Here is a 24,197-nt window from a genome sequence, read left to right on the forward strand (position 1 = left end):
GTAACCCTTGGCTTCTCCACCAATCAGGCGCGCCAACACGGTTGTGATCGCCGCTGTCAGTGTCGTCTTGCCATGGTCCACGTGACCAATCGTTCCAACGTTTACGTGCGGCTTCTTACGCTCAAACTTTTCTTTTGCCATGACGACCTCGATGCAAGCACCCAAAGCGGCGAGTGCGGAGTGTTAACAATAACTTGGTGCTCATGGGCAGGATCGAACTGCCGACCTCTCCCTTACCAAGGGAGTGCTCTACCACTGAGCCACATGAGCAACTATCTTTAAAGCCTGGAGCGGGTGAAGGGAATCGAACCCTCGTCTTAAGCTTGGAAGGCTTCAGCTCTACCATTGAGCTACACCCGCACACCTTGCACAACCCGAAGGCCGCACTCGGTTAAACTGCTTGAATTCTTGGTGGAGAGAGCTGGATTCGAACCAGCGTAGGCGTACGCCAACAGATTTACAGTCTGCCCCCTTTAGCCACTCGGGCATCTCTCCAAAAGAGAACCCCGGATTATGTCTTCAATTTTGAGTATCGTCAAGCCTTATGCCCCGCTTTCTACCGCCTTTCCGTCTTTTTTGTATTTTGGTTTTGGGTTTTTCCAGTGGATTGCCACTGGCGCTCACTGGCAGCACCCTGCAGGCCTGGTTAACCGTAGAAGGCGTGGACATCAAGACCATCGGCCTGTATGCGGTGGTTGGCTTTCCGTACACCTACAAGTTCATTTGGTCGCCTTTATTGGACTACATCAACCCAAAGCTTTTTGACCAGCGGCGCGGCTGGATCGTCTGGATGCAACTCGCGTGTGCTGGCCTGGTGGCTGGCCTGGCTTTTGTGGATGCGCACTCGGCCTGGACAGTGGCTGCCGTGGCTGTAGCGATTGCGTTTTGCTCGGCCACACAGGACATGGCGATTGATGCGTACAGAACAGATGTGCTGCCAGCCGAGGAACGCGGATTGGGCGCGGCCTATTATGTGACCGGCTACCGCGTGGCGATGCTCGTGTCCGGCGGGCTGGCGCTGATTTTAGCCGGGGAATGGCTGGGCTGGCGCGGCACCTATTTGTTGATGGCAGGCCTGATGGCCCTGTGTGCTGTGCTGGCGGCGTTCAGCCCAAACTTGAATGCTGCCGATGAGGCCCAAGAACCCGCCAAGCGGGCCTTGTTGGACATTGTGAAGCGATCTGCCAGCGATTTCTTGCGCAAAGATGCCGCTTGGGGCGTGCTGCTGCTGATTGTGCTTTACAAAATTGGCGATGCATTCGCTGGCTCGCTCACCACCGCCTTTTTGCTCAAGGGCCTGGGATTTACCTTGACCGAAGTCGGTGTGGTCAACAAAACCGTGAGCCTGATTGCCACATTGCTGGGCGCGTTTTTGGGTGGACACCTGATGAAACGCCTGGGGCTTTATCGCTCGCTGATGTTGTTTGGGATTGCCCAGGCTTTGTCGAACCTTACCTTCTGGGCTTTGTCGGTGACACCACCGTCCATCGAAACCATGGGCGCTGCGGTGTTTATTGAAAACCTGTGCGGCGGCATGGGCACGGCAGCCTTTGTGGCCCTGCTGACCAGCTTGTGCACGCGGGAGTTTTCGGCCACTCAATATGCCCTGCTGTCGTCATTGGCAGCGGTGGGCCGGGTTTATTTGAGCGCGCCGGCAGGCTATGTGGTGGCCAGCTTTGGCTGGAGCACCTTTTTCGTGCTGTCCACCGCTGCAGCAGTGCCCGGCTTATTGGCCTTGTTTTTCCTTCGTGCGAGCCTCCAGAAACTGGCGCGGTGAGCAATTGCGCCACTTCTGGAATGCGTGGATGAACGCCGAGGTGGATGCATAGCCCAGGCGAGCAGAGACTTCAGACACACTCAGCCCTGTAGAAACCAGCAACTCTTCGGCCATGGTTTGGCGCACCTCGGCCAACAAATCACGGAACGTGGTGCCCTCGTCGGCCAGCCGGCGGCGCAGGGTGCGTTCAGTCATGAAATGGTCACTGGCAATTTGGGCCAGACTGGGCGAGCTGGCGATGTTGGCCAACAACTTGTTGCGAATCCAAGCGGAGGTTCCGCCCCGTTGCTTGCGCAGGGACAGCAATTGCTGCATTTGACCCTCGTACAACCCAGCACTGGCCGGGCTTCCCTTGGGCAATGCGATGTCCATGGTGGAGGCATCGAACGCAATGCGGGAAACCGGCGCACCAAACGTCGGGGTACGCCCGAAAATGGCCTCGTAACGCGCCAGCTCACAACTGGGCTGATGGGCAAACTCAATCAGCTTGAGCGGCATGGCGACGCCAAACAATTCACGCTGAATAACCTGAACTGCAGAGGCATCGCGCTCAATGACGAACGTGCGAATGGCGGGCGGCAGGTCATCGGCACGCAGTGTGATGGCGGCCAAATCCTTTTCCTCCACAAACCCGATGTTGGAGAACGCATAGGTGAGGTCCAGATACCGCAAACCCAAATTCACGGCATCCCGAAATTTTGGGCTGGTGATGAGTGCATACCCCCAAATTCCAAAAGTGGTGAGGTGGTACTCCAGGCCAGCCATGAGACCCAGCCCCGGTGTGCCAGCCTGCAGACGAACCAGGTTGTGCACCACCTGCAATTCCTGCTCAGGCGTGATTTCCAGGTGCGGGTCCTGCAACTGGGCTGGCGAAATGGACGACCCTGCGAGCAAGGCGCTCAACGGTGTTCCCAACCGAGTACCCAGGGTACACAGGATGTTGACGCTGACCACGGTGCGGCGGGCTTGGGTTGCCTGACTCATGCTGGCTGGCTCAATGGGGATGTCGGCATGGGGGTCCATATGTCCGGAAATATCAATTGTCAAACCATTCTATCGAAGAATTTCTAGAACGTCTCCTCCTACACTGAACTTGGCCCATTTGTTGAATAATAGGCTGGCTGCAACCCCCACAAAACAAGAATCGGAGACCCCCTTTGAAAGCGCTGCTGAATGATTTCGGCCTGATGGGCCCCAGCTTTGAAGAACTGAAACAACGCCACGCATTGCCCAGCTCACGCTGGGTGAAATGCATGGGTGTGAATGTGCATGTGAGCATTGAGGGCAGTGGTCCGGATGTGGTGATGGTGCATGGCTTTGCCGCACACCTGCGCACCTGGGATGATGTGGCAGCCGTGTTGGTGAAACAGTACCGGGTGATTCGTTTTGACCTGCCCCCCTTTGGATTGACGGGCCCATTGCTGGATGCGCAAGGCGAACCGCGAAAGCTGGACGTGGCGTTTTACCAAGAATTTGTCGACACCTTGCTGGACACGCTGGAGATTCGAAAGTGCGTGATGATTGGCAATTCGTTTGGTGGGTTTTTGAGCTGGGACCAAGCGCAACGTCACCCTGAACGGGTTCGCGGCGCGGTGCTGAGCGATGCGGTGGCCTATCAACAACCCCTGCCCTTTTATATTCAGTTGTTCACCATCAAGCCGATTGCCTGGCTGACCAAACACACCATTCCCGGTTTCTTGCTGCGCATGGCCATCTCGGATGTGTACGGCGACAAAAGCAAAATTAAACCCGGTGTACTGGCGCGGTATTTGGATTTGTTCATGTACAAGCCGAACCGCAGCGCCGTGGGCAAGATGGTGGGCGTGTTTACCGACGGGGAACTGGGCGCCGAGCGACTGCCGAGCATTCAGTGCAAGACGCTGATTATTTGGGGCAGCGACGATCGATGGGTGAAACCCGCCATGGGCGAACAGATGCACAAGGACATTCCTGGCTCGGAATTGAAAATGTACCGCGGCGTAGGCCACATTCCGATGGAAGAAATGCCCGAACGCTTTGCGCAGGACTGTGTGGCGTTTATTGAATCCCTGTCGATGGAAACGGTGGCATGAAAAACAAGGTGGTGTTTATTACCGGCGGCGCACGCGGTTTGGGTGCTGGCCTGGCACAACGGGTGGTTACATCCGGCGGGAAAGCATTCATTGTGGACCTGAGCGAGAAGGCTGTGTTTGCGCAGATTGAAAGCCTGGGCAACAACGCTGCCGGCTGCGTGGCCGACGTGACCAAGCTGGGCGATTTGGAGCTGGCATTGGAGGCCTGCGCCACCCGCTTTGGCAAGGTGGATGTGGTGGTGGCCAACGCCGGCATTTTGAAAATGGGATCCATCGAGAACATGGACCCGGCCGACTTTGATGCCGTGCTGAAAGTGAATGTGACGGGTGTGTTCAACACCATTCGCGCAGCCATCCCACACCTTCGGGACTCGCAAGGCTACTTGCAGGTGGTGTCGTCGTTGGCAGCGGCCATTCACACACCCTTGATGGCCCACTATGCAGCCTCAAAAGCGGCGGTGGAAGCACTGGCTGATGTGGCTCGACAAGAGCTGGCATTGGATGGCGTGGATGTGGGTTGCGTGCACCCCACCTTCACCAACACGGCGATGATTCAAGAAACCAATGCGGGAGTGCTGTGGGGTGGCCACAAGGGTGCATTTGCTGCGGTTGAGCCCGCTGAAGTGATTGATGCCATGTTCAAAGGCATTCAAAAACGACAGCGCAAAATTATTGCGCCCAAACAAATTGCGCCGCTGGTGCTGGCACCAGGCCTGTTCCATTGGGTGGCGGAGCGGATTAGCCGTTTGCAGGGGTCTGATGAAGCGCTGAAAAAATTTCAGCGTGAAGAACGCAAAAGCCGGAAGGGCAAGAAACAGACCGCTTAAAAAGACCAGGCTCAATGCGTGAGCCTGGCTTGGTCACTCCACCGTCACACTTTTGGCCAGGTTTCGAGGCTTGTCCACGTCGGTGCCCTTGACCAAGGCCACGTGGTAACTCAACAACTGCAAGGGGAGTACATGCAAAATGGGCGACAAATGCCCAGCATGGTCCAGCAGCTTGATAACATGCACCCCTTCGGACGACTCAATTTGACTGTCGCGGTCAGCAAAAATGTACAGCTCACCACCGCGAGCGCGCACCTCTTGCAGGTTGGACTTGAGCTTTTCAATCAACGTGTCTTTGGGCGCCACCGCCACCACGGGCATGTCTGCATCCACCAGGGCCAGTGGCCCGTGCTTCAACTCACCGGCTGCATACGCTTCGGCGTGAATGTAGCTGATCTCTTTGAGCTTGAGCGCCCCTTCCATGGCAATGGGGTAGTGCACACCGCGCCCCAAAAACAGTGCATGGCGCTTCTCGGCAAAATGGGCGGCCAGTTGTTTGATCTGTGGCTCAAGCGCCAAAATGTTTTGCATGGCGGAGGGCAAATGGCGCAACTGGGCCAGCAGCGTTTTTTCCTGCTCAGCAGCCAATTGACCGCGCAGCTTGGCCATGACCAAGGTGAAGGTAAACAGTGCTGCCAACTGCGTGGTAAACGCCTTGGTGGAAGCCACACCGATTTCTGGGCCTGCCCGGGTGAGGAATTTCAAGTTGCTGGCGCGAATGAGTGCAGACTCGGGCACGTTGCAAATGGACAGCGCGTGCTCAACGCCCATCTGCTTGGCATGTTCCAGCGCGGCCAAGGTGTCGGCTGTTTCGCCAGATTGGGAAATGGTGATCACCAGGGTGTGCGGTGCCAGCACGCTTTTGCGGTAGCGGTATTCGCTGGCAATTTCAACCTGAGTGGGTACACCCGCAATCGACTCCAGCCAGTACCGCGCCACAGCGCCGGCGTGGTAGCTGGTGCCGCAGGCCAAGATGAGAATGTTTTGAATACCGGGCAGTACCTGCCCAGCGTCCACACCAAACAGCTCGGGTTTGACTGCTGATGCATTGCTGACCATTTCCAGCGTGGCGGCAATGGCGCCCGGTTGTTCGTACATTTCCTTTTGCATGTAATGCGCGTAAGGGCCCAGCTCAACGGCATCGGCGGACAACTGACTTTCAATCACCGCGCGCTCGACCAACTGCCCGTGGGCATTGAACACCCGCATGGATTGATGGGTGAGCTCCACCACGTCATTTTCTTCGAGGTAGCTGATGAACTTGGTGTAAGCCACCAACGCAGAAGCATCGGATGCGAGGAAATTTTCGCCCTGACCATGGCCCACCAACAGCGGTGCACCGCGCTTGGCGGCAATGATGGTGCCCGGTGTATTGTCGGCGATCACGCCGATGGCAAATGCACCTTCCAACTGGGCCACCGTGGATTGCACAGCGGCCAACAAGGGCTTACCGCTGAGCAGGTGTTGGTGCGTGAGGTGTGCAATCACCTCGGTGTCGGTGTCAGACAGGAACACATAGCCCTGTGCTGCCAAACGCTGCCGGACTTCTTCATGGTTTTCAATAATGCCGTTGTGAACCACGGTGACGGTGATGCCGTGGCCTTCGCTGATGTGCGGGTGGGCATTGCGTTCGCTGGGCACACCGTGCGTGGCCCAACGGGTGTGCGCGATGCCCACCTTGGCCTGCAAACCCTGTGCGGTGGCTTCCAGTTCAGCGACGCGACCCACACTGCGGGCCCGTTGAATGCGGTGGTCTGAATCCCCCTGCACGGCCAGGCCCGCCGAGTCGTACCCCCGGTATTCCAGCTTTTTCAGGCCATCAATGAGCACAGGTACACAGTTGGTTTTGGACAGCGCGCCGACAATGCCACACATGGTGAGGGTTCTCCGGTTCTTCTGGTTATTTGGCAGGCTTGGGCGCTTTCACGGGGCGCTTCCAGCCGTCGATGGTGACTTGTTTGGCCCGCGACACGGTGAGCGAGTCGGCTGGAGCGTCTTTGGTCAGCGTGGTGCCTGCGCCCAGTGTGGCGCCACGCTTCACAGTAACCGGGGCGACCAACTGCGTGTCTGAACCGATGAAGACATCGTCCTCAATGATGGTGCGGTGTTTGTTGGCCCCATCATAATTGCAGGTGATGGTACCCGCACCCACATTGACCCGTTCGCCAATGGTGGCATCGCCAATGTAGGCCAAATGATTGGCTTTGGAAGCTTTGGCGATGGTGGCGTTTTTCACCTCCACAAAGTTGCCGATGTGCACTTCGTCGGCCAACTGTGCGCCTGGGCGCAGGCGGGCATAAGGCCCAATCACAGCCTGCGCACCCACGGTGGCCTCTTGCAGGTGGGAATACGCTTCGATGCGCGTACCGGCTGCCACGCGCACATTGTTGAGCACGCAATAAGGGCCAATGCGCACGCCTTCGCCCAGTTCCACCGTGCCTTCAAACACACAACCCACATCGATGGACACATCGCCCGCGCAATTCAAGGTGCCACGAATGTCGATGCGTGCAGGGTCGAGGAGTTGAACACCCTGCGCCATCAAGGCATTGGCCTGGTGAAGTTGCCAAATGCGTTCCAGCTCGGCTTGCTGCTGGCGGGAATTTACGCCGCTCACTTCCCAGGCATGGGCAGGCTGAGCGGTGTGAATGGGCACGCCATCGGCATGGGCCATGGCGATGATGTCGGTGAGGTAATACTCGCCTTGGGCATTTTGGTTGTTGAGTTGACCCACCCAATGCGTGAGTTGTGCGGTGGGGCACGCCAAAATACCGGTGTTGATTTCAGTGATGGCGCGTTGGGCCTCGGTGGCGTCTTTTTGCTCGACAATACCAACCACTTGACCTTGCGCATCTCGCAAGATGCGACCATAACCGCTGGGGTTGTCCATGTGCAACGTCATGAGCCCAACCTGACCTTGCGCTGCTGCATCAACCAGGGGCTTTAAGGATTCGACCTGAATCAGCGGGACATCGCCATACAGAATGAGGGTAACCGCGTGATCAGCGAGTTGCTGGAGCGCACACCGCACCGCATGCCCGGTCCCCAATTGCTCCGCCTGCAGCGCGTACTGAAGCTCACCGAATGAGCCCAGGTGTTGCTCAACCGCAGCAGCGCCGTGCCCCACCACCACCACGAGATGGGCTGGGTTTTTGGATGTGCCCAGCTGGCGAGCCGTGCGCACCACACGCTCGACCATGGCCTGTCCAGCCACCGGGTGAAGCACCTTGGGCAACGCAGACTTCATGCGTGTGCCTTTGCCTGCTGCAAGAATGAGTACGTTCATAAATGGTTTGAAATACGCGATATTCAGGATTAAAAAAACAAGGCCAATACACCGGTGTACCCGTACAGGGCGCCCTTGAATATTTCGCCATTGGCAGAAAAACCAACCAACGGAATGTCGCCCAATTGCTCACGCACGATTTGCTGCTCGACACCTTGCTGACCAAACAACGCGGCACCCCGACCGTTGCAGGCAATGTACAGCGCACCACGCGGCTTGCGTTGAGCAATGATTCCAGAAAACCCGGCGGCTTGCAGTTCATTGAGCCGGGGCGCTGGCGCATCCAGATCTTCGCGCAGCTCGGCACACATGCGCGTGAGGTCGACCCGGGCAGAGTTTTCGTCCCGTGTGCAAAACGCCAGGTGGTCGCCAATCTTGAAATCATCGGCCACCGCGAGGGATTTTCGCCCCGGGTCCATGCCCACCACCGGGCGCACTTTGAGCTGGTGGGTTTCCACTTTGCCGCCGGCAAAACCCTTGCGAAGAATGGACTGCGCATGGGCCTTATCGGTGATGCCGACAAACAGACCATGAGCAAACCGCTTGGCCAAAAGCTCTGTGGTGTGCTCGGTCGAATTGTCTTCAATGGCTTCTGTACTTAAACCAAGGTCACTGAGCAGCACATCCAATGCAGGCTGACCGTCCAGTTCTTCGATGAAGTTGCCGCGAATGCCGGTGATTTCATGCTCGCCACCGACCATTTGCACGCCTTGGGTCATGCGCACTTCCAGCGGCACACCGTCGGCAAACACCACACCCGACACACCGCCAGCCAGTGGTTCAAGCGCCACATGCGACTTGGGATGGGCGGCCCCCACCAACCCGCCAAACACCTGGTTGCTGCTGACCTTCAGACTGAAGTCCTCGAGCAGGTCGTCGATGTCTTCGGTCAATGGGTCAACATGGACCAACGCGGAAGCCATGGCGTTTCTGCCAGCACCGTTCAAGGTGCCCGGCTTGGGCAGCGGGACCTTGCCGGAGAACACCCGCACCGTGTCGCCTGGAAACTCCATCAGCATCACGACCAGTGCAGGCTCCTGATAATACTCAACACCACTGCTGCAAACACCAATCGCCACGCCGCCCACCCACTGCTGCACACCGGTTCGACGCTTCAGTCCGTCGATGATGGAATCGAGATGTTCGGCAAAGGGTTCAGTGACATACACCAGCCCCAACTTCTGGGGCCTTGTTGGGTCTGCGGCAAACTGCTCCAGTTGCATTTGGCCTTCCAGTTGCACGTGCACAAGTTCAAGCGCCTCGCGCCAGTTGGGGTGTGTGGAATGGCCAAAGCGAAACATCATGAACGACTGCGGGTACGACGCGTGGTTGAGGAGGTGGTTTTTTTGGAACTGCTGCTGGACCGCCGAGGTTTGGTCGATGCGCTGTTCGCTGGTTTTTTGGATGAAGACGCGGTCGAAGCATCGGCTGCCTTGGCCGTGGCAGGCGCTGCGGCAGCAGACTTGTCAACCTCGTTCAAGCCTGAGCCTGACATGGCGGCTGTGGCCACTTTGTTGAATTGCTCCTGCAACAACCCCCACCAAGCAGTCGCGTTAGAAATGATGGCTTTGGAGGACTCGCTGACCGCTTCGGGCTCCGGATCGGGCAACTTGGGCTCAATGGGCTTGGCCTTGGGCACGGGCGGCACCGTGGGCGACACGGCGGCTGCCTGCATGGCATTGCGAATCAACTCCTCATTGACGGCTTGGTTGACTTCGCTGCTGCGGTCACCCAAACCGAGATTGGAACCAAAGGACTTGATGGTGGCAATGGTGCCACGCTGAACTTCCAAGCCCTGGATGGTTGCGCGCAGCATGCTGAGGTTGACGTTCAACCATTGCTCCACCGCCTTCAAATCGGAAATGCGTTTGTCGAGTTCGTCCAGGTCGGTGGTGGGGCTCATGACACTGGGAATGGGAAGACTGCCCCAGATTTTCTTCACAAAATCGAAACCGTCTGTGACAGACAGATTCGGGATTCTCCGATTGGACATGTCTCCCCCTTGGTGTGTTGAATCAGTGGCTGCGAATCATGGTGCCCACACCTTGGTCGGTCAAGAGCTCGAGCAACAAGCAGTGCGGCACGCGTCCATCAACAATGTGTACCGAGTTTACGCCACTTTTGGCGGCTTCCAGGGCACCGGCAATTTTTGGCAGCATGCCGCCCGAAATGGTGCCATCTGCAAACAGTTCGTCAATCCGCTTGGCGGTGAGGCCTGTCAGCAGTTTGCCTTCCTTGTCGAGCACGCCCGGCGTGTTGGTCATCATCACCAGCTTCTCGGCCTTGAGCACTTCGGCAATTTTGCCTGCCACCAAATCGGCGTTGATGTTGTAAGCCATGCCGTCTTCGCCGTAACCGATGGGGGAAATCACGGGAATGAATGCATCGTCCTGCAAGGCCTTCACGATGGCAGGGTCAATAGAGGCGATCTCGCCCACAAAGCCGATGTCGTGGAAGGTATTGGGATCGTTCTGGTCCGCCAGCTTCATTTTGCGGGCGCGGATGAGGCCACCGTCTTTTCCGGTGAGGCCCACTGCCTTGCCGCCATGCTCATTGATCATCATGACGATGTCTTGCTGAACCTGGCCACCCAACACCCACTCCACCACTTCCATGGTCTCTGCGTCGGTGATGCGCATGCCCTGTACGAAGGTGCCCTGCTTGCCGATCCGCTTGAGCGCCTCGTCAATTTGGGGGCCACCGCCGTGCACAACGATCGGGTTGATGCCCACCAGTTTGAGCAGCACCACGTCGTGCGCGAAGGACTTCTGCAATTCCACATCGGTCATGGCATTGCCGCCGTACTTCACCACCACGGTTTTGCCATGAAAGCGGCGAATGTAGGGCAGCGCCTCGGACAAGACCTTGGACTTGGTGGCAGAGGAGAGGATTTCGTTGCTCATGGGCATTCCGGACGAAAAAATGGGGAACGAAGGCCCATCCCAAAGGCGGGCCGCGGTTCCCCGTATTTTAAGTCAATGCCTGCCAGGGCATGCCCTGGCGGGTGATTTATTAAAGAATGAATTGAGCCAGATCCTCGGACTGGGCTGCTTCGCCCAAACGGGCATCAACAAAGGCTGCATCCACGCGCACGGCTTTGGCTGTGCCATCCGCCTCGAAAGCAACCTCTTCCAGGAGGCGCTCCATGACGGTGTACAGACGACGGGCACCAATGTTTTCGGTTTTTTCATTGACCGAGAACGCCACCTCAGCCAAGCGGTGTACGCCTTCGTCGGTAAATTCCAGCGCAATGCCGTCTGTGGCCAGCAAGGCCTGGTATTGGCGGGTTAAGCAGGCATCGGTGCTGGTCAGGATTCGCTTGAAATCCTCCACCGTCAGGGACTCCAGCTCCACGCGAATGGGAAAGCGCCCTTGCAGTTCGGGAATGAGGTCGGACGGGCGCGACAGGTGGAACGCGCCACTGGCGACGAACAGAATGTGGTCCGTCTTGACCATGCCGTATTTGGTGTTGACCGTGGTGCCTTCGACCAAAGGCAACAGGTCGCGCTGTACCCCTTGACGGGACACATCAGTGCCGCGCCCATCGGCCTTGGTGGCAATTTTGTCGATTTCGTCGAGAAACACAATGCCGTCCTGCTCAACGCGGGCAATGGCACGGGCACGCACTTCTTCCTCATTCACGCGCTTGGCAGCCTCTTCTTCCTGAATCACCTTCAGGGCCTCGGCCACTTTCAGTTTGCGGGTTTTTTTCCGGCCACCCGACAAATTGGCAAACATGGACTGCAATTGACCCGACAATTCTTCCATGCCCGGGGGGCCGACCACATCCAGCGAGGGCGCCGCCACAGCCACTTCAATCTCGATTTCGCGCTCGTCGAGTTCACCGTTGAACAGTTTTTCGCGGAACTTGATGCGCGTGCGGTTTTCCTCGGAATTCGCGGATTGGTCTGTAAAACCAAAGTCACGGGCGGGTGGCAGCAATGCATCCAGCACGCGATCAAATGCGGCGTCTTTGGCTTGTTCAATCACGGCCTGCTGAGCCTCCTCTCGGACCTGCTTGAGCGCAATCTCCATGAGGTCGCGAATGATGGTGTCGACATCACGGCCGACATAACCCACTTCCGTGAACTTGGTGGCCTCAATCTTGATGAACGGTGCGTTGGCCAGGCGGGCCAAGCGGCGGGCGATTTCTGTTTTTCCAACACCCGTGGGCCCAATCATGAGAATGTTTTTGGGGGTGATTTCGTGACGCAACGACGCGTCCACCTGCATGCGGCGCCAGCGGTTGCGCAGCGCGACCGCCACTGCGCGCTTGGCAGCGGCCTGGCCAACGATGTGTTTGTCCAGTTCAGTCACAATGTGCTGGGGGGAAAGGGTGCTCATGGTTTAACGCTCACAGTGACTTATTTGGATTGGGGTGCACCCAACACTTCAATGGTGTGGTGCTGGTTGGTGTAGATGCAAAGGTCGCCTGCAATGACCAGCGATTTCTTCACAATGTCTTCCGGGGACAGGTCGGTGTTTTCCAGCAGGGCCTTGGCAGCCGACTGCGCATAGGCGCCACCACTGCCAATCGCGACAATGCCCTGCTCGGGTTCCAGCACATCGCCGTTGCCGGTGATGATCAATGAGTGGTCTTCATCGGCCACCGCCAGCATGGCTTCCAGGCGGCGCAACATGCGGTCGGTTCGCCATTCCTTGGCCAATTCCACAGCGGCGCGCAGCAAGTGGCCTGAATGCTTTTCCAGCTGGGCCTCGAAGTGCTCAAACAGCGTGAACGCATCCGCGGTGCCGCCCGCAAAGCCGGCAATGATTTTGTTGTGGTGCAGGCGACGGATTTTGCGGGCTGAGCCCTTGACCACAATGTTGCCCAGCGTGACCTGACCATCGCCGCCGATGGCCACATGTTTGCCGCGGCGCACCGACAGGATGGTGGTTCCGTGATATTGCTCCATGTCATTCCTTGTTGTGGGGACACCTTTCAGCGGCCCTCATTGACCAATGGGAAGGACTTGGGGACGCTCAAGGCAAAATCAAGTCCTGCTTGATGACGGGTTTGACTTCAATCACCGAGGTCAGTTGAATGGCTGCTTCATTGGCCTGGTCCAACGATGAAAACGGACCGAGCAGTACGCGGTGCATGCCCGACTCAGACAGAATGCGACCACTGGCGGAGACATCCGCTCCCGAGGCATTGACCCGACTCAGCAGGCTTTCAGCCGAGGCCCGATTGCCGAAGGCCCCCACCTGCAAGTACACAGGCCTTCCAGCGGTTGTCGCTGTGGAGGGCTTGGTGGTTGCCGTGGACACGGGTTGTACAGCGACACCCGCATCCGCCAAGGCAGATGCAGATGCCGATGGGTTGGGCCCTTGGCCCGATTGCGCGATTTTTCCGGACGCCAGGTCGGCTTTGTAGGCAGCGATGTCGGTTGGGGTCAATTTTTCAACCAAAACTTCGGCGCTGCCGTGGCTGATGTAATCCAGTTTGTATGCGGCGGCATAACTTAAATCAATGACCCGGTTGCGCAAAAATGGCCCACGGTCATTCACCCGCACAATCACCCACTTGCCGTTGGACAAGTTGGTGACCTTGGCATAACTCGGCAAGGGCAAAGTAGGGTGTGCGGCGGTCATTTGGTGCATGTCATAAATTTCACCGGTGGCGGTCCGTGCACCATGAAATTTTCGGCCATACCAACTGGCCCGCCCCCGGGCTTTGTAGGGCTCTTCGAGCGTGGTTTGGGGGTAGAAGGTTTGGCCCAGGGCCTCATAGGGCTTTGTTTTGGCCACCAAAATAGGCTCAACCTGCGGGTCAGCCATGGGCAAGTCGGCCAGATTGCTGGGGCGCCAGTCTGCGGGGCCATCGTCCAGGTAGTAGCCGCCCCCCTTGGGCGCCGCCTCCCAGCCCTTGGGGGGGGTGCTGCCAGCACCTGGGCCAGCCGGGGTGTTTTTGGCGGTTGTGGCGGGTTTGAGCGGCACGGACGAACAGGCCGACAAGCTCAAGACCACAACAGCTGCGAGAGCACCGGCCGGCCAGCGGACAGGTACACAGAACACCCTTGAAAACTGCATGTCACCCCCTCCTCATGTGTACTGGACCAGCATGCCTCGGGGGCGCAGACCCAAACTCAGCCCTGACGTGCGCGCTTGATCAGCAGATCGGCCACGCGAAGGGCGTTCTCTTCCGTTCCGGCGATGGACGCCGAGGTCATGAACTTGCCGTCAATGCCCAATGTGGGCACACCGTCTGGACCATAAGCCTCCATCAAACCGGTGGCCTTGGCGCACTTGGTGCTGACCGCAAACGATTTGTACATGTTCGCAAACTCTTCGCGGTTGATGCCAATGCTGACCGCGAAGTCAAAAATTTGTGCATCGTTGGCCAGCGGGTTTTTGTCCTTGTGCATGGCATCGAACACTTTGGCGTGCGCCGCTGGCATTTTGCCCAAGGCTTCCAGCGTGAAGTACAGCTTTTGGTGACCTTCAAAGTTCACGCGATTGCTGGGCCAGCGCACAGGCACCTTCATGAAATGAACATCGCTGGGCAGCTTCTTGATCCACTCGTTCAACGCGGGCTCAAAGTGAAAGCAATGCGGACAACCGTACCAAAAAAACTCAACCACGTCGATTTTCCCGGGTGTGGTGCGGGGCACCTCTCGCTTGGCCTTCACAAAGGCCCCGGCCTCTTGGGCCTGCGCTTGGGGCAAGCCCAACACGGCCAGTGAGCCTGCCATCAACGCGCCTTTTACCACTTCACGGCGTTTCATTTGCTTACTCCTTCACAACGGTGGCCTCAAAACCACCTTTGGTCAATGGTACCCGTGCCTGATAGGCTTCTGTGGCCGAGCTGAACGGCCCCACACGAACGCGGTTCACAGTGGTGCCGTTGACCTCGCCGACGGAAATTTCAGACTCTGAACCCACAAAAGCCAATTTGGCCCGCAGTTGCTCTGCGTCTTCACGGTTTTTGAAACTTCCCAACTGCAGGAAGTATTGCGTTTGAGCCACGGGCGCCGCAGAAGTTGCATTGCTGGCGGTACTTGGAACAGCAGGGGCTGCAGCGGCCTTGGGTTGATCGGGGTCTACTGTGACCATTTGCGCGCTGTGTGCATTGGCCCGCCCATAGATGGCGGCATTGGGGTCGCGTGTGCTGCCGTTGTCGGGCAAGGCCGGCTTGGCATCGGCACCTTGCGTGTTGCTGCCGGAAAAGGGCAACTCGGTGCGGGTTACGAACAGTGCCACACCCAAGGCGATCAGCAGGCCAAATACCATGCCGAAGACAAAGGCTTGAACCGTGTTGCCGGAGGAAGTGCGACGGGCTTTGGCTTTGGATGCCGGGTTGCCCTGTTTGGCGGATGACGTCTTGGCCATGCGATGAGAACCTGTACTTGTGGAAGAATCCCGAGAATTATGCCCCAAGAAATGATGGGCCACGCCCGTGGCTTGGGGGCTCAGGCATTAAACTTCAAGGCTTGATTCGTCTGAATACCCCTCACAGGTGCCCCGTGGGTCTTGACTACTTAAAACGCATACTGACCGCCAAAGTGTACGATGTGGCCATCGAAACACCGTTGGAGCCTGCGCACGCCTTGTCGGTCCGCACGGGCAACCGGGTACTCCTCAAACGCGAAGACATGCAGGAAGTATTCAGTTTCAAGCTGCGTGGCGCCTACAACAAAATGGCGCACTTGAGCCCCATGCAACTGGAGCGCGGTGTGATTGCCGCATCAGCGGGCAACCATGCGCAAGGTGTTGCATTGTCGGCTTCACGCCTGAAGTGCCTGGCCACCATTGTGATGCCCACCACCACCCCCGCCGTCAAGATTGATGCCGTGAAGCGATTCGGCGGAGACTGGGTGAAGGTGGTGCTGCACGGCGACAGTTACAGCGACTCGGCCACCCATGCATTCAAACTGGCGGACGAACAGGCACTGACGTTTGTGCACCCGTTTGATGACCCTGATGTGATTGCAGGCCAGGGCACGGTGGGCATGGAAATTTTGCGGCAGCACCAAGCACCCATCCACGCCATTTTTATCGCGATTGGTGGTGGCGGCCTGGCTGCCGGTGTGGGGGCGTATGTCAAGCAGCTGCGCCCCGATGTGAAGGTGCTTGGTGTCCAGACGGTGGACTCCGATGCCATGGCTCAAAGCTTGGAACAACAGCAGCGCGTGACCCTGAGCGAAGTTGGGTTGTTCTCCGACGGTACTGCGGTGAAATTGGTTGGTGAAGAAACATTCCGTTTGTGCCAGCAGTACCTGGATGGGGTGGTGCGTGTGACCACCGACGAAACCTGCGCAGCCATCAAGGACGTGTTTCAAGACACACGCAGCATTTTGGAGCCTGCTGGCGCATTGGCTGTGGCGGGATTGAAGCAATACGCAGCAACCATGGGCCTGCAGGACCAAACGCTGATTGCAATTTCCTGCGGTGCCAACATGAACTTTGACCGGCTCCGCTTTGTGGCCGAGCGTGCCGAAGTGGGTGAGCAACGGGAGGCCGTGTTTGCAGTGACCATTCCCGAAGAAAGGGGCAGCTTCCGCAAGTTCTGTGACCTGCTGGGTCCGCGAAATGTGACCGAGTTCAACTACCGGATGGCCGATTCGAAACAGGCCAATATTTTTGTGGGTGTGCAAGTGGGCAACCGTGCGCAAGCCGATGAACTTCAGGCCCGGTTCAACGACAACGGCTTTCAAGCCCTGAACCTGACGGACGATGAAATGGCCAAACTGCACCTGCGACACATGGTGGGTGGGCGGTCGGCCTCAGCCGAGCACGAACTGGTGTACCGGTTTGAGTTTCCGGAGCGCCCGGGCGCCTTGACCCGCTTTTTGAACAGCCTGAACCCGGGCTGGAACATCAGCCTCTTCCATTACCGCAACCATGGTGCGGATTATGGGCGCATTTTGGTGGGCATCCAGGTGCCGCCGGTGGACCATGCAGAGTTCGAGAAGTTTTTGCAGACCTTGGGTTACCCGGCGGTGAATGAGACCGAGAACCCGGCGTATAAGTTGTTTTTGCGGTGAGTTAGCCCGGGTTCGGTGCCAGTTATTGCCCCCAGTTATACCGGTAGCCCGTGCTTTTTAGTTGCCCCTAGCAACACCGGGAGCCCGTGCCGAACGCCCCCCGAAGGGTAAAGGTTGCCCCGCGCTTTCGAACCGTCCCGAGAACTCGCCACTGCGTGGCTCAAACATCTCGGTCCGTGTGTTCGAACGCTGTGCGGGTCAAACCGATCGGGCGGCTGACTGTTCGGCGCCGGGCAAGCCGGCATTACTGTGGGCAAGTTTTGGCTACGATGAGCACCGGTGCATTTTGGGCCTGCGCAGTTCGCCTCCCCTGCAGCGACAGTGAGGACAATCTGCAAAACCGTGACAAGCAGATCAGCGAGACGTCAACACGCATCATCCGAATCAAACGCAATGTCACCCTCCGCACCAAACTGCGGCTTGGGGTCTCCAGGCTTGATGGTTTCAAACGGAAACAGTTTGCGGTCCATCAAATGCGAGGGCACCACGGTGGACAGTGAGGTGAATAGGTTGGCAATCCAGCGTGGGTTGTGTTTTTCCCACTGGGCCAGCAACTGGGCCATTTCCTTGCGCTTGAGGTTTTCCTGACTGCCGCACAGGTTGCACGGGATGATGGGAAACTGACGTTCTTCGGCATAGCGGGCCAAGTCCCGCTCGCGGCAGTAGGCCAGCGGACGAATCACCGTGTGCTCGCCATTGTCGCTGACCAGCTTGGGGGGCATGCCCTTGATGCGGCCACCATAAAACAGGTTAAGCAACAGCGTTTGCAAAATATCGTCCTTGTGGTGGCCCAGCGCAATTTTGTTGCAGCCCAGCTCTTTGGCCACGCGGTACAAAATGCCACGGCGCAGGCGCGAACACAGTGAGCAGGTGGTTTTGCCTTCGGGAATCACCCGCTTCACAATCGAATAAGTGTCTTGCTCTTCAATGTGAAAGGGCACGTTGATGGTGCGCAAGTAATTGGGCAGCACTTCTTCCGGGAAGCCGGGCTGTTTCTGGTCCAGGTTGACCGCAATAATCTCAAAGTCAATCGGCGCGCGTTGGCGCAACAACAGCAGAATGTCCAACAAACCATAGCTGTCTTTGCCGCCCGACAAACACACCATGACCTTGTCACCCGACTCGATCATGTTGAAGTCGCCAATGGCTTCACCCACATTTTTCACCAAGCGCTTTTGCAGCTTGTTGAACTCGAAGGCCTCTTTCTGCTCTTCGCGGGTGGGGAAAAACTGCAGGGTTTGTTCGGCAAACTGCGTCATGGCATTACTCAAGATTCAATGTCAAAAAATGGGGCATTCAGTCGGCTGATTTGAAGCGGAACACTTCAACCCCGGCCGATTCGCAATCGGGATAGACCTCGGATTTTTCGGCACGCACGCGGGCAGCCACCACCTTGGGATGCGCCAACACCAGGTCCAGCGTTTTATCGACCAGGCGCTCAAGCAAACCAATGTGTCCGGCCTGAATCAGCTTGTGAATACCCGGCCGCACAAAGTCGTAATCCACCACATCGACCAGCATGTCGCGGTCCGATGGTGTGGAGGCGCACTTCACCCAAAAATCGATGTTGATGCGCACGGCCTGCGTGCGCCCCAACTCCTGGGGAAACACACCAATGGCCGCGGACACATCGAAGTCGCGGATGAAAACGCGGCGGCAATCGGCCAGCCGAGGATCAAAAAACCAGTCTGTCATGGGTTCATCAGGCTAAAGTCGCGGGCCATGGGCACCAAATGTTGGCCACCATCCACCCACACGGCACTGCCAGTGATGGCCGGGCTTTGCACCAAGAACAACACCGTGCGGGCAATGTCCTGCGGCTCGCTGGATTTGTTCAGGGGCGATATGCGGTGGGTTTTTTCAAACTGCTCAGGGGACTGCAAATGGGAAATCAAGGTGAGACCGGGCGCAACACCCACCACCCGCACACGCGGCGCCAATTCCATGGCCAACAGGGTGGTTGCCGTCTCCAACCCGGCCTTGGTCAGGGTATAGCTTAGAAAATCGGGATTCAGGTTTTTAAGCTTTTGATCGAGCAAATTGACCACCACCCCATGCTCACCGGCGGGCACTGCCGCGTGCAGGCGCTTGGCCAATTGGATGGGCGCCGACAGGTTGCTGGCCATGTGGCGGTTAAACAAAGCCGCATCAAACTGCTGGCAGGAATCGAACTCAAACAGCGAGGCATTGTTGACCACGCACCGCACCCGACCCGCGGCTTCAGCCGCATCGAACAGGGCGTCCACCTCAACGGTGCTTTCAAGGTCGGCCTGCACAGGAATGCAGGGCACGCCCAGCGCACGGATGTCCTGCGCGGTGTCCATGGCCTCGGCTTGTGAACTGCGATAGTGCAGCACAATGCCCCAGCCGGCGCGCGCCAGTTCCAGCGCAATGGCGCGCCCCAAGCGTTTCGCACCGCCCGTTACCAAGGCGAATTCGGGTATTGCAGGCTGCATCGGTTAGAATCCATTGCTTGCAGACGCGGCCAGGCCACCGGGCCGGCATGCATCACCAAGGCTTTGTTTTTCAAAGAAGAACCCGTGATTGTAAACCACTCCAGCCCCCTCCTGTCGAATTTTGTCCAGCCGGTCCGGTTTGACCACTTCATGCAACAGGCCCTGTACCACCCCGTGCATGGCTACTATGCGCGTGGGCAGCAGGTGTTTGGTGCCGAGGGAGACTTTGTCACCGCGCCGGAATTAACCTCACTCTTTGGTCAAACCCTGGCCCGGGGCTTGATGCCCCTGCTGGACCGGTGCCCTCCCAGAATCATTGAATTTGGCGCAGGGCGTGGCAAGTTGGCACTGGACATTCTGAGCGTGGCGGACGAGCGCCTGACCGAGTATTGCATTGTAGAAGTGTCTGGTGGCTTGAAAGCCGTACAGCAAGCCACGCTGGCCGCGTTGCCAGAGCACATCCGGAACAAAGTGCGCTGGCTGGACCAGTTGCCTGCGCAATTGGAAGGCATCGTGCTCGGCAATGAGGTGCTGGACGCCACACCGGTGCGGCGCTTTCGCTGGAGCCCCACTGGCGTGGAAGAAGCGCATGTGCAGACCGAAGGGACACAACTGGCGTGGCACTGGTTGCCCGCCGATGAGACGCTGCGGCGTCATGCAAACGCACTGCAAGCCGAGCATGGGCCCTGGCCGGCCGGTTATGTGTCGGAATGGGCGGAACAGAGTGATGCCTTGGTGCGCACCCTCACCGATGGTTTGAATGGCGTGGTCATGCAGATTGACTACGGGCACCACGAGGCCCTGTACTACTCGCCTCACCGCACCGATGGCACCTTGCGGGCCACACACCGCCATGTTGCACACAACGACCTGCTAACCAACCCGGGCGAACAGGACCTGACCGCCCACGTGAACTTTTCAGCCGCTTGGCGTGCACTGGAAGAAGCGGGTGGGGTGCTGGAGGGGTATGTGAACCAGGCAGGGCTGTTGCTGGGCTTGGGTATTTTAGACCTTGCACAACAACACCCCGACCTGACCGACCCGGTGCGGGGCGGCACCCTTCGACAAGGTTTGAACACCCTGCTGTCCGAAGCGGACATGGGCGAGCAATTCAAGGCACTGGTGTGGTCCAAAGGTGTAGACCTGGACGGGACCCTGCTGCAACAGGTCTTGATTCAACACGACCGAAGCGGTGAACTTTGACCGCAATCAAGGCTGGGCTGGGCAATCCTGCAAATCGCCCTTGGGATTGAGGTCGTAAACAGCCTTCAAGCCACCCACCTGCGCGGCTGTGCCCCGCAACTCAAAATACACCCGCTTGGGGCCAAGCCGCTCGCGGATGTCAACACCCGCAACACCCTTGGCCACCAGGTCAGCCTGTTGCTGGCGCGCGCGGGTGAGGTCACGAAAGAGGCCCAGTGAAATGGTGCCTTGCATGGGTCCGGGCGCGGAGATGTAGAACATTTCCCGCACGCCCTTGGCCGCCAATTGAGACAAGCCAACCCCGCGATCCACCTCTGCCTTGGGCAAATACACCACGTAACCGATGGGCATTTCCCGTTCGGTTCGGCGGGTTTGACCGGGCCAGGTTTTCAGGGCCTCGGCAATTCGATCGGCCTCGTTGGGCACAAACGGCCCCCATTGTCGGCAGGCCTGCATCACCGGGGCCATCTGCGGTACTTTGGAAGCAGCCTCAATCGCAGAATTCAGCTCAAGCTGCCCCTTTGCCACATCAATTTTGGGTGTGATTGCCTTGGGCTCGGCCTGTATGGCACTGGCTTCCCAAGGCTTTTCGACTTGCACCCAGTCGGAACGCCAACCGGGATTGGAGATGGACGTGCCCGGCGTCAACCAGGTCCACAAACCCCAACCAAACATCGCCAAATTGAGCAGCGCCAACAGCGCCACGCCCACCCAGCCCAGAGGCCACCGCGAAAAACTCGAACGCACTGTCATGATTTTGCAAACGCCACACACAAGCCCTGCAACACGGCCTGCGGCAATACCCAAGCGTCTGGCAGGGCTTGCGCCATGGCTGTAGCACCGCCACCCGCCAACACACACTGAACGGACTGACCGGTCAAGGCCTGCAATTGCGCACGTCGAGTGTGAATAAAGTCCACTTGCATTTGAAACACGCCCGCCCCAATCGCACTGGCCGTGTCGGTGGGCCAACTGGCCTGAGCCAAATCCACCCGGGGCAATTGCGCGGTGTTGCTGTGCAGGCTGTCCAACATGGTCTGCAAACCTGGTGCAATAAAGCCACCGGGGTGTTGCCACACACCCGGGCGCGGCGTGTTGGGCAACACCGCATCCACCGTGGTTGCGGTGCCCAGACTGACACACAGCAGGGGGCAAACGCAGGCCTGTTGAACGGCCTGGTGGACAGCAGCGAGCATCAGCCCCCAACGGTCGCAGCCCAGTCGCTGGGGTTGCGCATAAGCGGTCTGCAACCAAGGCACATCGCCCACCCGCAGCACGCGCAAGGGAATGCCCGCTTGGACACAGGCGTGCCCAAGGGCTTGCTCGAACTCGTCACCCAGCACGCTGCAGAGCCACACCTCACCCACATTGCCCGGCGGGCGGCCCAACCATTGCGCAGCGATTTGTTCCATGCGGTCGGCCGCCCGGCTGCTGATGCGCGTGGCCGGCCAATCGTCGGTCATCAAGGCAGGTTGCCACGCCGCCGAGTCCAATCGGGTTAACTTGATGTGGGTGTTGCCCGCATCCACCAACAACACACCCTGCAAACCGCGCGTTGGGCCCTGTGTCATGCCGCCCTCCGAACCGAAAGGTCGCCCGCCACGATGGGTTTCAAGCCAGCCTCTGTGGCCAGCAAGTAACACCCATCCTCGGCCAAGCCCATGCCGATACCCTCCATCAGCACGGCACCAGAATCGACCACGCACAGCGACTGCCCCAACAATGCATCCCGCTCGCGAAAGAGTGCCCGCAGGGTGGTCCAGCCGCCTGGCGATGCCGCCAGGTCGATGGCTGACAGCATGGCCGGCACCATGCGCTCGGCGAGTTGTCGTGGCGTGGGAACGGGTTTGTCGGCCGACCACATCGACTGCAAGGCGACTGCAGGCCATGCCTGGCTTGGCAATGCGGCTGGCGCAGACGCGATGTTCAAACCCAAACCGATGATGACCTGCAACCCCTGAGGCGTCGACACCGTTTCACACAGCAGGCCTGCCAGCTTGCCTCCCGCCAGCAGAATGTCGTTGGGCCACTTCAGTTGCACAACCACCCCGAGCGACGCCAAAGCCTGGGCCACACCGACGCCGGCGCAAACCGGCCAGTGCGGCAGGGGTTGGGTCGTTTGAGCAGAAAACCCGACGGACAGCATCAAAGCAGCGCCTGGTTCGGCCAACCACTGGCGCCCGGCGCGGCCACGTCCGCTGGTTTGCACCTGCGCCAGCACAGCCTGTACCCCGGGCAATGGGCCTTTGGAATAAGCCTGCGACAACCAGGTGTTGGTCGAGTCGACCGACGCCAGTTCGGTCCAATGGATGTCGGCTTGGGTTAAGATCCCGGACATGGTGAGTCGTTTGGTTTGCATCAATCGGGCCCTCATCATACCCTTGAGCCCTGCGCCCTCCAATGCCAAGCACCAATCCATGCCACCGATTCACGACAGCCTGAGCACCCGCAAGCCCTACCAAGGCCTGCTGATGTTTGCCGCGCTGTACGCCTGTGTGGTGGTGCACCTCAGCCTTTACCCCTATGCCAACTGGCGCAGCATTGGCATAGGTCCGTTTGAATTTTTAAGTGGCCCATGGATTCCGATCTACCAGACCGTGCTGTGGACTGACATTGCGGTCAACGTGTTGGGCTATATACCCCTCGGTTTTTTGTGGATGGCCGCACTGAATCGACGCCCGTCCTCTTGGGACAAGGTGCGCGTGTTGTGCCTGTGTGTGGCCTTGTCATTCTCGTTGGAATCCCTGCAGACCTATTTGCCCACGCGGGTGCCCTCCAAAATGGATTGGCTCACCAACAGCATTGGCGCGGCCTTGGGCATTGTGTTGGCCATGGCCGTCAATGCGGTGCCCGGCCTTGCAGCGCGGCTCAACCACCGCATTGAAAGCTGGCTGATTCAGCGTGCATGGTTGGGCATGATCACATTGACCCTGTGGTTTTTGTGCATTTTGGCCCCTCAAAACCCGCCTTTCAGCACCGGGCTTTGGCTGGGCAACCTCTTCGATGTTCCGGGCCCGCAACAAAACGGCACGCCCTTTGGACTGCCCATGAACGTGATTTTGGCGGTTGAACAGCTGGCCCCCAACTTCATCAACTATTGCACGCTGACCTGTGCGTGGCTGATTGGCCTTGCGCAAACCCAGGCTGGCTCGCCACGCTTGCGGCTCAGCCTCATTTTGATGGCTTTCACCTTGCTGCTGCGGGCCATGGATGCCTTGGTCACCCAGGCCGCCAGCGCTTGGTGGTACCAGGCAGGCTTGTGGCTGGAAGCCAATGGCTGGGGGCTGTGCATGGCCATGGCCGTGGTCATTGCCATTGCCCGATTGAAATTGGCCTCGCACCAACTGGCCCGATTAAGCCTGCTGCACCTGCTCGCAGGTTGGCTCATCACCATGCTACTGCCCGGTGTGTACGACCCTGACCTGGACGTGCACGGTGCAGGTTTAGAAGGTATCTTCAGAGCGCTGCAAGAGGCCGGGCGCTGGATCAGCGAACTCTGGCCCATTCTTGCACTCACGGTTTTGGCCTTTCTCAGCAAGCCTGAGCGCCGATTTCAGCGATAATTTCACTTTGATTCACGCCACTGGGT

At 58.4% G+C, this 24,197-nt stretch carries 23 protein-coding genes, 3 tRNA genes and 1 pseudogene; 6 read left to right on the forward strand and 21 right to left on the reverse strand.

Annotation, left to right across the window (positions count from 1 at the left end; translation table 11 throughout):
- The 4 genes from VGE55_RS14155 to VGE55_RS14170 form a co-directional block, all read right to left on the reverse strand.
- Positions 1-141 (reverse strand): GTP-binding protein (locus VGE55_RS14155; RefSeq protein WP_331132320.1); only part of this gene is annotated, 141 nt, incomplete at its 3' end.
- Positions 142-195: 54 nt separating this feature from the next.
- Positions 196-270, reverse strand: a tRNA-Thr gene (locus tag VGE55_RS14160).
- A gap of 16 nt (positions 271-286) precedes the next feature.
- Positions 287-360: transfer RNA gene (locus VGE55_RS14165), tRNA-Gly, on the reverse strand.
- Between the two features lie 49 nt (positions 361-409).
- Positions 410-495, reverse strand: a tRNA-Tyr gene (locus tag VGE55_RS14170).
- Between the two features lie 49 nt (positions 496-544).
- Here VGE55_RS14170 and VGE55_RS14175 point away from each other — a divergent pair.
- On the forward strand, positions 545-1,777 hold the full coding sequence (locus VGE55_RS14175) for an AmpG family muropeptide MFS transporter (RefSeq protein WP_331132322.1): 1,233 nt from the start codon (positions 545-547) through the stop codon (positions 1,775-1,777).
- Here VGE55_RS14175 and VGE55_RS14180 read toward each other — a convergent pair.
- The gene (locus tag VGE55_RS14180; protein ID WP_331132323.1) at positions 1,727-2,800 is read right to left on the reverse strand and encodes an AraC family transcriptional regulator; all 1,074 of its coding nucleotides are present in this window, start codon (positions 2,798-2,800) and stop codon (positions 1,727-1,729) included. The two genes, VGE55_RS14175 and VGE55_RS14180, sit on opposite strands and share 51 nt — an antisense overlap.
- A 134-nt stretch (positions 2,801-2,934) precedes the next feature.
- Here VGE55_RS14180 and VGE55_RS14185 point away from each other — a divergent pair, with 134 nt between their 5' ends.
- Positions 2,935-3,849, forward strand: coding sequence for an alpha/beta hydrolase (locus VGE55_RS14185; RefSeq protein WP_331132324.1), 915 nt, complete (start codon positions 2,935-2,937; stop codon positions 3,847-3,849).
- A complete protein-coding gene (locus tag VGE55_RS14190) occupies positions 3,846-4,676 on the forward strand; it encodes an SDR family NAD(P)-dependent oxidoreductase (protein ID WP_331132325.1) in 831 nt (276 codons plus the stop codon). The genes VGE55_RS14185 and VGE55_RS14190 overlap by 4 nt, the downstream gene beginning before the upstream one ends.
- 33 nt (positions 4,677-4,709) lie before the next feature.
- Here VGE55_RS14190 and glmS read toward each other — a convergent pair whose 3' ends face one another.
- From glmS to VGE55_RS14240, 10 genes are all read right to left on the reverse strand, one after another.
- Positions 4,710-6,551, reverse strand: coding sequence for a glutamine--fructose-6-phosphate transaminase (isomerizing) (glmS, locus tag VGE55_RS14195; RefSeq protein WP_331132326.1), 1,842 nt, complete (start codon positions 6,549-6,551; stop codon positions 4,710-4,712).
- Positions 6,552-6,576: 25 nt separating this feature from the next.
- On the reverse strand, positions 6,577-7,962 hold the full coding sequence (gene glmU, locus VGE55_RS14200; RefSeq protein ID WP_331132327.1) for a bifunctional UDP-N-acetylglucosamine diphosphorylase/glucosamine-1-phosphate N-acetyltransferase GlmU: 1,386 nt from the start codon (positions 7,960-7,962) through the stop codon (positions 6,577-6,579).
- A 29-nt stretch (positions 7,963-7,991) separates the two neighbouring features.
- The gene (locus VGE55_RS14205) at positions 7,992-9,266 is read right to left on the reverse strand and encodes an FIST signal transduction protein (protein WP_331132328.1); all 1,275 of its coding nucleotides are present in this window, start codon (positions 9,264-9,266) and stop codon (positions 7,992-7,994) included.
- Positions 9,263-9,955: a PhaM family polyhydroxyalkanoate granule multifunctional regulatory protein gene (locus VGE55_RS14210; RefSeq protein WP_331132329.1), complete on the reverse strand. Its 693-nt coding sequence runs from the start codon at positions 9,953-9,955 to the stop codon at positions 9,263-9,265. The genes VGE55_RS14205 and VGE55_RS14210 overlap by 4 nt, the downstream gene beginning before the upstream one ends.
- A gap of 22 nt (positions 9,956-9,977) precedes the next feature.
- A complete protein-coding gene (argB, locus tag VGE55_RS14215) occupies positions 9,978-10,865 on the reverse strand; it encodes an acetylglutamate kinase (RefSeq protein ID WP_331132330.1) in 888 nt (295 codons plus the stop codon).
- A gap of 109 nt (positions 10,866-10,974) precedes the next feature.
- Complete coding sequence (gene hslU / locus VGE55_RS14220; RefSeq protein WP_331132331.1) at positions 10,975-12,306, reverse strand: ATP-dependent protease ATPase subunit HslU; 1,332 nt, start codon at positions 12,304-12,306, stop codon at positions 10,975-10,977.
- 20 nt (positions 12,307-12,326) lie between these two features.
- A complete protein-coding gene (gene hslV, locus VGE55_RS14225; protein WP_331132332.1) occupies positions 12,327-12,878 on the reverse strand; it encodes an ATP-dependent protease subunit HslV in 552 nt (183 codons plus the stop codon).
- 67 nt (positions 12,879-12,945) lie between these two features.
- Positions 12,946-13,995 (reverse strand): septal ring lytic transglycosylase RlpA family protein, encoded by a 1,050-nt coding sequence (locus tag VGE55_RS14230; protein WP_331132333.1) that lies wholly within the window; start codon positions 13,993-13,995, stop codon positions 12,946-12,948.
- Positions 13,996-14,051: 56 nt separating this feature from the next.
- A complete protein-coding gene (locus VGE55_RS14235) occupies positions 14,052-14,690 on the reverse strand; it encodes a thiol:disulfide interchange protein DsbA/DsbL (protein ID WP_331132334.1) in 639 nt (212 codons plus the stop codon).
- A 4-nt stretch (positions 14,691-14,694) separates the two neighbouring features.
- On the reverse strand, positions 14,695-15,294 hold the full coding sequence (locus VGE55_RS14240; RefSeq protein ID WP_331132335.1) for an SPOR domain-containing protein: 600 nt from the start codon (positions 15,292-15,294) through the stop codon (positions 14,695-14,697).
- A gap of 134 nt (positions 15,295-15,428) precedes the next feature.
- Between VGE55_RS14240 and ilvA the strand changes: the two genes are divergently transcribed.
- Positions 15,429-16,949: a threonine ammonia-lyase, biosynthetic gene (gene ilvA / locus VGE55_RS14245; RefSeq protein WP_331132336.1), complete on the forward strand. Its 1,521-nt coding sequence runs from the start codon at positions 15,429-15,431 to the stop codon at positions 16,947-16,949.
- 365 nt (positions 16,950-17,314) lie between these two features.
- On the opposite strand, the pseudogene ttcA reads toward ilvA, so the two are convergent.
- From ttcA to VGE55_RS14260, 3 genes and pseudogenes are all read right to left on the reverse strand, one after another.
- Positions 17,315-18,169, reverse strand: a pseudogene (gene ttcA, locus VGE55_RS14250) (tRNA 2-thiocytidine(32) synthetase TtcA); the annotation flags it as partial.
- Between the two features lie 76 nt (positions 18,170-18,245).
- Positions 18,246-18,644 (reverse strand): dihydroneopterin aldolase, encoded by a 399-nt coding sequence (locus tag VGE55_RS14255; protein ID WP_331132338.1) that lies wholly within the window; start codon positions 18,642-18,644, stop codon positions 18,246-18,248.
- Positions 18,641-19,405, reverse strand: a complete 765-nt coding sequence (locus VGE55_RS14260; protein WP_331132339.1) for an SDR family oxidoreductase — start codon at positions 19,403-19,405, stop codon at positions 18,641-18,643. The genes VGE55_RS14255 and VGE55_RS14260 overlap by 4 nt, the downstream gene beginning before the upstream one ends.
- Positions 19,406-19,489: 84 nt before the next feature.
- Here VGE55_RS14260 and VGE55_RS14265 point away from each other — a divergent pair, with 84 nt between their 5' ends.
- Positions 19,490-20,608: a class I SAM-dependent methyltransferase gene (locus VGE55_RS14265; protein WP_331132340.1), complete on the forward strand. Its 1,119-nt coding sequence runs from the start codon at positions 19,490-19,492 to the stop codon at positions 20,606-20,608.
- A gap of 6 nt (positions 20,609-20,614) precedes the next feature.
- Here the strand turns inward: VGE55_RS14265 and VGE55_RS14270 are convergent, their stop codons facing one another.
- Genes VGE55_RS14270 through VGE55_RS14280 form a run of 3 tightly spaced genes read right to left on the reverse strand, consistent with a single transcriptional unit; the run spans position 20,615 to position 22,946 of the window.
- On the reverse strand, positions 20,615-21,361 hold the full coding sequence (locus VGE55_RS14270) for a hypothetical protein (protein ID WP_331132341.1): 747 nt from the start codon (positions 21,359-21,361) through the stop codon (positions 20,615-20,617).
- Positions 21,358-22,179, reverse strand: coding sequence for a type III pantothenate kinase (locus tag VGE55_RS14275; RefSeq protein WP_331132342.1), 822 nt, complete (start codon positions 22,177-22,179; stop codon positions 21,358-21,360). Before VGE55_RS14275 ends, VGE55_RS14270 begins: the two co-directional genes overlap by 4 nt.
- Positions 22,176-22,946: a biotin--[acetyl-CoA-carboxylase] ligase gene (locus VGE55_RS14280; protein ID WP_331132343.1), complete on the reverse strand. Its 771-nt coding sequence runs from the start codon at positions 22,944-22,946 to the stop codon at positions 22,176-22,178. Before VGE55_RS14280 ends, VGE55_RS14275 begins: the two co-directional genes overlap by 4 nt.
- On the opposite strand from VGE55_RS14280, the gene VGE55_RS14285 reads away from it, so the two are divergent.
- Complete coding sequence (locus tag VGE55_RS14285) at positions 22,945-24,171, forward strand: VanZ family protein (protein ID WP_331132344.1); 1,227 nt, start codon at positions 22,945-22,947, stop codon at positions 24,169-24,171. The genes VGE55_RS14280 and VGE55_RS14285 overlap by 2 nt on opposite strands.
- The last annotated feature ends 26 nt before the right edge of the window (positions 24,172-24,197 follow it).

This window comes from Limnobacter sp. (assembly GCF_036405155.1).
Taxonomy (GTDB): domain Bacteria; phylum Pseudomonadota; class Gammaproteobacteria; order Burkholderiales; family Burkholderiaceae_B; genus Limnobacter.

What these genes read in the sequence shown, in the direction of transcription:
- VGE55_RS14175 (WP_331132322.1), top strand. Translation starts at nt 545, where the DNA reads ATGCCCCGCTTTCTACCGCCTTTCCGTCTTTTTTGTATTTTGGTTTTG.
- VGE55_RS14180 (WP_331132323.1), bottom strand. Translation starts at nt 2,800, where the DNA reads ATGGACCCCCATGCCGACATCCCCATTGAGCCAGCCAGCATGAGTCAG.
- VGE55_RS14190 (WP_331132325.1), top strand. Translation starts at nt 3,846, where the DNA reads ATGAAAAACAAGGTGGTGTTTATTACCGGCGGCGCACGCGGTTTGGGT.
- glmS (WP_331132326.1), bottom strand. Translation starts at nt 6,551, where the DNA reads ATGTGTGGCATTGTCGGCGCGCTGTCCAAAACCAACTGTGTACCTGTG.
- glmU (WP_331132327.1), bottom strand. Translation starts at nt 7,962, where the DNA reads ATGAACGTACTCATTCTTGCAGCAGGCAAAGGCACACGCATGAAGTCT.
- VGE55_RS14205 (WP_331132328.1), bottom strand. Translation starts at nt 9,266, where the DNA reads ATGATGTTTCGCTTTGGCCATTCCACACACCCCAACTGGCGCGAGGCG.
- VGE55_RS14210 (WP_331132329.1), bottom strand. Translation starts at nt 9,955, where the DNA reads ATGTCCAATCGGAGAATCCCGAATCTGTCTGTCACAGACGGTTTCGAT.
- argB (WP_331132330.1), bottom strand. Translation starts at nt 10,865, where the DNA reads ATGAGCAACGAAATCCTCTCCTCTGCCACCAAGTCCAAGGTCTTGTCC.
- hslU (WP_331132331.1), bottom strand. Translation starts at nt 12,306, where the DNA reads ATGAGCACCCTTTCCCCCCAGCACATTGTGACTGAACTGGACAAACAC.
- hslV (WP_331132332.1), bottom strand. Translation starts at nt 12,878, where the DNA reads ATGGAGCAATATCACGGAACCACCATCCTGTCGGTGCGCCGCGGCAAA.
- VGE55_RS14230 (WP_331132333.1), bottom strand. Translation starts at nt 13,995, where the DNA reads ATGCAGTTTTCAAGGGTGTTCTGTGTACCTGTCCGCTGGCCGGCCGGT.
- VGE55_RS14235 (WP_331132334.1), bottom strand. Translation starts at nt 14,690, where the DNA reads ATGAAACGCCGTGAAGTGGTAAAAGGCGCGTTGATGGCAGGCTCACTG.
- VGE55_RS14240 (WP_331132335.1), bottom strand. Translation starts at nt 15,294, where the DNA reads ATGGCCAAGACGTCATCCGCCAAACAGGGCAACCCGGCATCCAAAGCC.
- VGE55_RS14255 (WP_331132338.1), bottom strand. Translation starts at nt 18,644, where the DNA reads ATGACAGACTGGTTTTTTGATCCTCGGCTGGCCGATTGCCGCCGCGTT.
- VGE55_RS14260 (WP_331132339.1), bottom strand. Translation starts at nt 19,405, where the DNA reads ATGCAGCCTGCAATACCCGAATTCGCCTTGGTAACGGGCGGTGCGAAA.
- VGE55_RS14270 (WP_331132341.1), bottom strand. Translation starts at nt 21,361, where the DNA reads ATGACAGTGCGTTCGAGTTTTTCGCGGTGGCCTCTGGGCTGGGTGGGC.
- VGE55_RS14275 (WP_331132342.1), bottom strand. Translation starts at nt 22,179, where the DNA reads ATGACACAGGGCCCAACGCGCGGTTTGCAGGGTGTGTTGTTGGTGGAT.
- VGE55_RS14285 (WP_331132344.1), top strand. Translation starts at nt 22,945, where the DNA reads ATGGTGAGTCGTTTGGTTTGCATCAATCGGGCCCTCATCATACCCTTG.
- VGE55_RS14280 (WP_331132343.1), bottom strand. Translation starts at nt 22,946, where the DNA reads ATGTCCGGGATCTTAACCCAAGCCGACATCCATTGGACCGAACTGGCG.